Source organism: Flavobacterium sp. (assembly GCF_031381455.1).
Taxonomy (GTDB): Bacteria; Bacteroidota; Bacteroidia; order Flavobacteriales; family Flavobacteriaceae; genus Flavobacterium.
Genome location: NZ_JANMXZ010000011.1, coordinates 24,699 through 34,941 on the forward strand (window position 1 = coordinate 24,699; position 10,243 = coordinate 34,941).

Here is a 10,243-nt window from a genome sequence, read left to right on the forward strand (position 1 = left end):
GGTTGATAAATAATATCAATTAGAAAAAACGTAATTATGGGTTCAAATACAAATGTTAGTCAAAATAAAGTACCCTTCGGACAGAAAGTTGCCTTTGGGTTGGGAATGTTAGCAAACCAAATGTTTCCTGCCGCCTTAGGTATTTTTATGGTTGTTTTGGTAGAGAATCTGGGTATGCCAACATGGATGTGGGGTATTACTTTTTTTCTACCTAGAATTTTAGACGCTTTTATAGACCCAATTATGGGTTTCATTTCAGACAACACCCGCTCTAAATGGGGACGAAGAAGACAATATGTTTTTATAGGAGCAATTATTATGGGAATTTCTTTTGTTGTGATGTGGCAATTATACAGAGAAAGCGGAATAGATTATAATTTCTACTATTTTCTAATATGGTCTATTGTATTTTATTTGGGACTTTCCATTTTTAGCGTTCCTTTTGTGGCAATGGGTTATGAAATGAGTGATGATTTTCACGAAAGAACCAGCATTATGGCTATATCACAATGGATTGGACAATGGGCTTGGGTAATAGCACCTTGGTTTTGGGTTGTTATGTATGATCCAAGTTGGTTTCCAAATGCAGATACAGCCACGAGAACTTTGGCTGTTTGGGTTGGAATTTCTTGTATGATATTGGCAATGATTCCAGCTATTTTCCTTAAAAGTAAGTCAACTAAAGACGAAGAGAGTTTTTCTCCATTAACCTTTAGAACAATGGGAGGCAGTCTAAAAGAAATTTTTCTAAGTTTTGTTGAAGCTTTTAAAAACAGTCCTTTCAGAAAACTTTGTATTGCTACGTTCTTTATTTTTAATGCTTTCAATACTGTTGCTGGCTTTACTTTTTTTATAGTTGTATACTATTTATTTAATGGAAGTTCATCAGATGCTGGTATTTGGCCAACACTTTTTGGGTGTTTAGGGGCTTTATCCACCACTTTTGTCGTAATTCCGATAGTTTCTTGGATGTCTAAAAAAATGGAAAAAAAGAAAACATTTTTAATTTGTCAAGGAATTTCAATTTTTGGATACATCTTGCTTTGGTTTCTTTTCATTCCGGGAAAACCTTATATGTTTATTTTCGCTCTACCTTTCTTTTCCTTTGGTATCGGAAGTTTATTTACTTTGATGATGTCAATGACAGCTGATGTTTGTGATATGGATGAATTGACTTCTGGTAAACGAAGAGAAGGAATTTTTGGAGCTATTTATTGGTGGATGGTAAAATTTGGTTTTGCCATTGCTGGTCTGTTAACTGGTATAATTATGTCTTTTGTAGATTTCCATCCTGGGGCAGCAACACAAACAGAAGGTGCAGTTAACGGATTAAGACTTTTCTTCTCAGGAATTCCAATTTTAGGGACATTAATCGCTATGTGGGTAATGAGAAATTATGACTTGACAGAAGAAAAAGCGAGAGAAATATCAAAAGAATTAGAAACTAGAAAAGCAATCAAACCATCAGGTTACGCTAAATTGAAGTTGCTTTCAGAAATTAACATCGATGTTTTATCTGAGAAGAAATTAAAAGAAAAATACCCTAACTTTTTCACAACCAAAGTTGACTTTTCTGATTTATCAAAAGAAGATCTTGATGCTGAATTTACTGCTGCATTTAAAAATGGAATGCATGGTATTTGTTTTAGTGCTTTCGTAAATGAACAAAAACCTGGAGATGCTATTTCAGAAGACCAAATTAGAAAACGACTAGAAATACTAAAACCACACACCAAATGGATACGTGTTTTCTCATGTACAAATGGACATGAAAAAATACCTAAAATTGCGAAAGAAATTGGACTAAAAACCATTGTAGGTGCTTGGATAAGTAATGATATCAAAGAGAATGAAATTGAAATCAAAAATCTTATAGAACTAATACAAAATGATTTTGTTGATATTGCTGCCGTCGGGAATGAAGTGTTATACAGAGAAGAATTAGACGAACAAGCTATTATCAATTATATTGACCAAGTAAAAAAGGCAACCAAAAATACGCCTGTAGGTTATGTTGATGCTTATTTTGAGTTTTTAAACAGACCTAAATTAACAGCTGCTTGTGATGTTATACTGGCAAATTGCTACCCATTTTGGGAAGGTGCTGATATAAGAATTGCTGGTTTCTACCTTCAGGAAATATACCGAAAAACCCTTGAAGCTGCTCAAGGCAAAAAAGTGATAATAGCAGAATCGGGTTGGCCAAGTCAAGGAGAAGTAATTGGAGGTGCAGTAGCTTCAAAAGAAAATGTGATAAAGTATTATATTAAAACACAATTGTGGGCTCAAAAAGAGAATATAGATTTATTTTATTTCTCTTCCTTTGATGAATCATGGAAAATGCAATCCGAAGGAAAAGCAGGAATCTCATGGGGATTATGGGATGATAAAGGAAACTTTAAATATAAAAAAACTCATTATCAAGAGCAAAAAGTAGACGAGACTTATTAATTTAATTTAACCAAAAATGTCATATAGAAAAGACCATCAGTCTTCCATAAATGAAACCAACTATACACAACATATTGGAAGCTATACCCATTATGATGGTGTTGATTTTAGTTCTGTACCAACAAAAAAATTGGAGCAACTATGGCGAGACACTCTAGAAAAAGGAATGCATGGCCTGTGTTTTAGCATGTATGAAGATGGACAAAAACCAGGCGATATTATTAGCGAAGAACAAGTAAATAGAAGAATTCAAATCATAAAACCTTATACCAAATGGATTCGTTCTTTTTCTTGTGTCGAAGGAAACGAACATATTCCTCGAGTCGCACATCAAAATGGACTTAAAACGTTGGTCGGTGCTTGGTTAGGCAATGACAAGACAATGAATGATGCAGAAATTGAAAGTCTTATTGCTTTAGCGAAAGAAGGATGTGTCGATATAGCTGCTGTTGGCAACGAGGTAATGTACCGTGGCGATTTAACAGAGGATGAATTATTAGAGTATATTAATCAGGTAAAAGAGGCATTACCTGGAATTCCTGTTGGCTATGTAGATGCGTATTATGAGTTTTCCCATCGACCAAGAATCACTGAAGCCTGTGATGTAATTCTCTCTAATTGTTACCCTTATTGGGAAGGCTGCGATATTGATCATTCCTTAGCACATATGCAAGCCATGTTCGGACAGGCAGCTCATGCTGGTAACGGTAAAAAAGTCATTATTACAGAAACAGGATGGCCAAGCGAAGGTGGTAGCCTAAAAGGTGCCTTCTCATCTAAAGAAAATGCGATGAAATATTTTATCAATGCCCAACTTTGGTCGGCTAATGACACTATTGATATGTTCTATTTTTCCTCATTTGATGAATCATGGAAAGTAGGTGCCGAAGGTGATGTTGGCGCTTATTGGGGATTATGGGATAAAGACGAAAAATTAAAATTCATTGAGGACTAAATCATAAATAAAACTATCAAGCATTTAAATAATTTGGGTTGACTGATATAAAAGTGTAGTTTTTTCAAATTCACAAAAATTCATTTAAAGTAATCACTATGAGAAAAACTACTTCCTTTCTGATTTTTATTTTCTTTTTTCTGCATACACAGTTCAGCTTTTCACAAGTTGATGTGGTTTATAATGATTTGGTTTGGTCAGATGAGTTTGATACAAATGGTTCGATAAATACAACGAATTGGTTTCATCAAACGCAATTACCCGCAGGAGGAAGTTGGTTTAACGGCGAAGTACAACATTATACAAATAGAATTGAAAATTCATATGTAAATGCCGGTCTATTAAATATTGTAGCAAAAAAAGAAAACTATACAAATCAAGGAATAACCAAACAATACACTTCTGCCCGATTAAATTCTAAATTTTCCTTTTTATATGGTCGTGTTGATGTAAGAGCAAGAATACCTTTAGATCAAGGAACATGGCCAGCAATATGGTTATTAGGTAAAAATGTAAATGAAGATGGTGCCTATTTTGATGCAGCTTTCGGTACTACGGATTGGCCCGCTTGTGGAGAGATTGATATCATGGAACATGGTATAACACCATCACAGCCTGTAAACTACGTACAGAGTGCACTTCACACACCTTCTTCTTTTGGGAATACAACAAATATTGGTGGAATTATTGCCAACAATCTAGGAAACGATTATCATGTTTATTCTATGAATTGGTCGCCATTTCAAATATCCTTTCTTCTTGATGGTGTACTTTTTTATACCTACAACCCTAGTGTTAAAACGCCAAGCAATTGGCCGTTTAATGCTGAACAATATCTTCTATTAAATATTGCCATGGGTGGAATCGCCGGAACAATCCCAACAGATTTCAATCAAACTTCAATGGCAATTGATTATGTTCGAGTATATCAAAATACTATGGTAGATACAGAAAACCCGACTAATTTCACAGCGACTCTCGGTGCCGTAACCAGTTCATCGGTAGAATTATTATTGAATTCAAACGACAATTCCGGAACGGTAGTCTATACTGTAACTTATGGGTCAACTACTGTTTCGTTTGCCAATCCTTCCGGAGTGCAAAAATCGGTTATCCTGCCTAATTTGTTACCCAATACCAACTATACTTTTACAGTGACTGCAACCGATTTATCTGGAAATGCTTACACGAATAATCCTATACTAGTAAATGCCACAACTACAAATACAGTGGGTTGTTCAGGTAATGATATACAAGCTCAGCAAGGAACGTTCACATTGGGATATAATTATGCTTTTGAAACCATTGGTACAGATGTCAAATTTACATTTGAATTGTTGGATACAGGCAGAGTTGGTGTAGTTGCTTTTCTGTGGAAGCAAGCCCCTTTCACTGAAACTCAAATGACCAATGTTTCCGGAAATAGTTTTACTAAAACCATAACAGGGCAAACTATTGGTGCAACCATTAATTATGCTTGTAAATTTGCTTATTCGGGTGGATTATCAGTTACCAGATATATTTCTTATGTGGTGGGAAATAATTGTTCCTTAGGTACAATAAGCTCTTCTGATTTGGGAGAATTTACCTTTCAAAACCCTGCTATTGAATATGTGCATATCAATTCAAAACTCACTATTGATAAAGTAGAAATATACAATATGCTGGGCGCATTAGTTTTAGCTACTAACGAAAACACTAATGAAGTGGCTATTAAAGACCTATCCAAAGGAATCTATTTATTGACTGTGTATTCCGGTTCTCAAAAAAGCGTTAAGAAATTAATCGTCAAATAAACTGAGTCTTTCCCATAAAACAGAAACCTTAAAAATAAATTGACGACCTCATTTGGAATTTCAAAATCAATTGCCCCTACTTCCCTTCTATTTGGAAAAAAAGTTACTAAAACGCTTTACGTGTTAGATAAATAAAAAAAAGACCGATTAGAAAATTAATCGGTCTTTTCAAAATAAAAATGGTTAGTAATTATTTTTTAATAACATGCAGTGCGTTGGTTGTATTTTCTTGTATTACCACTATATTGTAAACTCCTGAAGGATACCCACTACCGAGTTCCATTTGTGCTATTTTATCAAAACTTGTCACTTTATGCTCAAGTATTCTTCCAAGCATGTCATAAACTTTAACATCGACATCAGCAGTGATATTTGTTTGAATAGCCAATTTAAATGTATTTGAATACGGATTTGGATACGCAACAACTTTTGCCAACAAATCCGTAATCGGAGTAACTCCTAAACCACACTCTTCAGCGGATTGTACTGTTGCGGTTACCGCTACTCTTGCAGAAGAACAAACTTCCGTAATATCCCAATCAAAAAAGAAGTAGTAGCTGTAGGTATCAACAAAACCACTATCTATTCCGCCTATAATAGATACCGCACCATTATCAACCGGGAAAGGACTTGGAAACGGACTCACATAAGCTAAAGCATTATCATAGCTAATACCATCTGTAGCTTCAAGAGAATAATTAGCTCCTGCAGTTAATGAATAATTAAGTGTAACCGTTTGAGCAGTATTCGTTGGAGACCAATCTAATGCCGCATCTGGTGTAAATATAACGTCTACAGTTCCCGGTACTTGAACACCATTTTGCAATACTCTAATTGTAATTGGCAACGGACCTGCTCCTCCAGGGCTTTGTTGTGAGTATACTTTAACCGAATTTAAGATGATTGAATTTAATAAATTAAATGCCAAACCTTTGTTCGTTCCTCCCGTTCCATAGCCATCATTAGTGTAGACTAAACCAGCTGTAACGCTCGTAGTCGTTTCAGTTCCTGCATAGAATGTTGTGGTTGCTGTAATTACCGGAGTAGTAAATGAATTTCCAGTTCCGATAGAAGCTCCACCGGCTTGTGTTTGATACCATTTAACATCACCTGTAGATGAAGTAGCTGACAAAATCGCCGTATCATCAGGCATACAAATAGTAGCCGGCGTAGTCGTAATTATCGTGTTATTCAACGTAATTTGAATTGGGGAAGAAGCCACTGTTGATGTACTAAAAGAACAGGTTACATTACAAAGATAGTACGTGTTTTCTAATGGAGTAACAGAACAAGTTGTAGCATTTTCTCCATTAATATCAGAATAGCTTGATCCATCGGTTGAACTTTGCCATTGATAGCTAATCCCTTCACCAATAATTACATTTTCTAAACTTAAAGTCACCGATTTCCCTCCGCAAATTGCTGTTTCAGAAGCCACTGTATTACCTGGAGTTACAACTGAACATGCTGCTTGTCTTGCGGTAGAAAAATAACCCTTAAAACTAGAAAATGGTAATGGGTCAGTTGTAGAAGTTAACGTATTTGGTGTACCTGTAGCAAATATTGCTGTTATGCCAAAATCATTATCATAAACTCCAGATGCCGTTGGTGCCTGAACTATGATATAACTGGCGTCTACTATAGCATCCGCAGCAACTTTAATATTAAAATCAGTAACAGTTCCAGCGGTTTTAGAAACTTCCCATCTGTTTGGATTTAAATAAGCAATATTAGAAGATGGTGTTCCCGAATTGGTTTCAAAAGCTTCTACATTAAAGTTTGCACCCGGGCTTCCAAAACCTGTTGAAGGGGTTGTGGCTCCAATCCATATAGGAGAATAAGTTGATTTTCCTACCGGGAAAAAAAACGCGCCATCAAAACCTGAACCATTGTTTATGTTATCTGCGTTCTGACCACCTCCAATGTCTTTTGACATCGGACCATCAATATAACAATTAGCTCCAAAATTTCCTGTAATAAATCCAGTATAGGACATGGCTGGAGCACCAATTTTTAACAAACTTGTAGATGACGTATGAATAATACCATCAGTCATAGTTAATCCGCTAACCACATTAAAAGGGACCGTAAAAGTTACCCCTGCCGGACTTGTGTTATTAACTGTTAATTGTAATACAGATCCTGTATTAGCGGGCGTATTAAGGGCTAAATCAGTCTGAGCATTATATGTTCCTGAACCTGAAATGGTTTGTGGGTTTGCCGTTGCAGTATAAGAACCATCAATATAATTTCCTAAAAAGGTTGAATTATACATAAATAATTCTCCGTTGTTAACTACGTTTCCTCCATAATAAGTATCAACTCCAGAACCTTTTACTTTTCCATGTACAATCGTAAAATCATTTTGTACATTCATTTTAACCGGATTGGAATTGACGTTAGTATTATCTAAATTTATAAATCTATCGGTAGCATCTAAAGCATCAATAATTAAGTTATTCAAAGATAAGGTTCCTTCCGCAGCTCTAAAATTACAATTAAAACCATTGGTTGTTACTGTACCTTTCTCTGTAGATATTCCATCTCCAATTTGCAATGTATGACCTGAACCCGCAGCATAATTAGTATTGGATTCATAAACAAATGCAGAAACAGCATTACCTACATTATAGAACGACACATTTAATGGCAAGCTTAATCCTGTAGCAGGTAAACTAGGATTCGTGTTAATTGAGCCATCAAAATTTATACTAGCTATGGTTGTACCTGCCGGAATACCTGTACCAACGACAACTTGCCCTATTGACAAATCAGCTGTTGAGTCTAAAAATATATCGCTAGAAAACCAACAGAAAAATCCCGTACACGGTACTATGCTTGTAATGGAATGCGTAGTCACTAAACTAGCACTAACAACCGGTGGGTCAACAATGCTTATTTTTCCTCCTGTCAAGTTTAACGTCGTGTTTGCTATTTTGAACAGCGTTTGATCAATACTGGTTGCAGCATCGCCATCATTATTTCCATCAACAATAATATCTCCCGCTATTTGATTGAATGTGCTTCCATTAGTATGCGAAACATTACCATTAACAATAAGAGAACCACTATTAATAGTATACGTTCCTCTGTTCGAAAAAGTAGCGTTGTTATTAGTACAACCAACCGTTAAGCTCGAAGAATCACTAATTAAAGTAGCTCCGGCATTAATATTTACGCCGGCTACACTACTAACTGAATTAACAGTTACCGTATGCCCTCCAAGAATAGTGACAGTATCTGCACAAGTTGGTGCCGCATTGCTACTCCATGTAGAAGCATCATTCCAATTCCCCGATTGAACTGAAGTTACCGGAGTATCTAAAACAGCGTTGTATCCGACAAGGAAAGCATTATTTAAATCAGTATCTGAAAGTCCGATTCTTTGGGCAAAAGGTGTAGTTGTTCCTGTTTGATGCGTTCCAACTGTCGTTTCATCAACCTTAATAATCCTAGAATTTCCATTTTTAATCAAATAAGCATCCTCAATTGAAAAAGCTATCGAATGATTTCCTAACGGAAATAAATAATTGGCATCCTTTTCTATAACCCAGGCACCTTCGTAGATATCAGTAACTGTATATGCACCATCAGGAACTGAAAAACCAGTAGAAACTGTTGATGCATCATAATAACTTACGGTAAGTTCTCCGGATACTGCCGAATTGGTGGTGTCGCTTGGTCTTGAAATAAAGGCTGCTCTGTTTTTACCATCAGCACTAATAAAAGGAAATAAAGTATTTACGTTATAATAATCAGTACCTGGAGTTATTGGAGCAAAAATATCATAAGCCCCATACCATCTTCCAATAGTTCCGCTTAAAAAACCACTACCCGATGAACACGTGGTATTAGCACTACCATAATTTCCGATAGACATTTTGTTTGTGCCTAAATCTATTTGAGCACTTGTTAGCACTAAAGCACTTCTAATTTTAATGTTATTAAATCCCCAAATAATATTTGGAGATGTAGTACTAGAGTTATCAACGATTAATTGATTAATTACCGCTCCGGTGTTACTATTGTCTGTACTATAAAAAGTGCCTCCAAAAGTACCCAAACCACTGACCGTTTGCAAAGTTGTTCCGTTTAAATGTAGCACTCCTTCAGGGCTATAACTGGACCCTTCAGACAAATCAATTCTACCATTGTTTATAATGTTACCTGCTACAGCAATCTTTATCCCAATGTTGTATCCAAATGAACCTGCATCATAATAATAAATACCTTTAAACAAGCCACCCAAATTAACCGTTAAATTGCCTTCTACACTAAATTCCGAAGAAGCTGCCGTACATTCTAATGTACCACTAATGGTAACATTTTGTGCAGTAAGCACATCATCAAGAGTAACTGTATGTCCAGTATCAATTACAACATGGTCATCTGAAGTCGGAGCCGATGCTGTTCCCCATGTTGTTGGGTCAGTATAATTCCCAGATTGTACAGAAGTAAACGTAGTTTGCGATTGCATACTCGTGAAACTAAAAGATAGTAGCATCACTATGAAAATCTTTTTCAGATTTACCGAATAAACACTTTGATTTGGGGAATGTTTTAAAATGTAATTTAAGTACATAAGCTATGTGTTAAAGTTGTTAATTGTTGCCGAAATATATATACTTATATCCTATTTATATAATAGGACACTTTCAAAATTACTGAATTTAGAAAGCTAAATTTATATTTTAAATAAAAAGGTTTTCCCCTACTCCCAATATCCGTTAAATCTTTTTCTATCACATAAAAAAAAAACCAACATATAATCAAGACTTTCATTTATAACTTACAACTGACAACTAACAACTATCGCTTCATCGCGAAGTGGGCCTTAAATTGTTTCATTACGCCGCCTTCTGCAAAATCAACCGTAAACCAGTAATCATCCGATGGCAACAGATGACCGTTATACGTTCCATCCCAACCATTGCCTGTTGGACTGATTTGTTTCAACAGTTTGCCATAACGGTCAAAGATGAAGATTTTTGCGGGTTCCTCTATTCCAACAACATTCCAAGTGTCGTGGATTCCATCGCCA

Annotated in this window: 5 protein-coding genes; 3 read left to right on the forward strand and 2 right to left on the reverse strand. The window is 35.7% G+C overall.

Annotated elements, in window-relative coordinates; all coding sequences use genetic code 11:
* The first annotated feature begins 36 nt into the window (after window positions 1-36).
* From RMN97_RS03345 to RMN97_RS03355, 3 genes are all read left to right on the forward strand, one after another.
* Window positions 37-2,451 (forward strand): MFS transporter, encoded by a 2,415-nt coding sequence (locus tag RMN97_RS03345; protein WP_309613102.1) that lies wholly within the window; start codon window positions 37-39, stop codon window positions 2,449-2,451.
* A 16-nt stretch (window positions 2,452-2,467) separates the two neighbouring features.
* Entirely contained in the window at window positions 2,468-3,406 is a 939-nt protein-coding gene (locus RMN97_RS03350; RefSeq protein WP_309613103.1) for a glycosyl hydrolase family 17 protein, read from the forward strand.
* 98 nt (window positions 3,407-3,504) lie between these two features.
* A complete protein-coding gene (locus tag RMN97_RS03355; protein WP_309613104.1) occupies window positions 3,505-5,202 on the forward strand; it encodes a family 16 glycosylhydrolase in 1,698 nt (565 codons plus the stop codon).
* A 190-nt stretch (window positions 5,203-5,392) separates the two neighbouring features.
* Here RMN97_RS03355 and RMN97_RS03360 read toward each other — a convergent pair whose 3' ends face one another.
* Together RMN97_RS03360 and RMN97_RS03365 are read right to left on the reverse strand one after the other, a co-directional pair.
* Window positions 5,393-9,784, reverse strand: a complete 4,392-nt coding sequence (locus RMN97_RS03360) for a T9SS type A sorting domain-containing protein (protein ID WP_309613105.1) — start codon at window positions 9,782-9,784, stop codon at window positions 5,393-5,395.
* Between the two features lie 227 nt (window positions 9,785-10,011).
* The coding region (locus RMN97_RS03365) for a T9SS type B sorting domain-containing protein (RefSeq protein ID WP_309613106.1) at window positions 10,012-10,243 on the reverse strand (232 nt) is incomplete at its 5' end.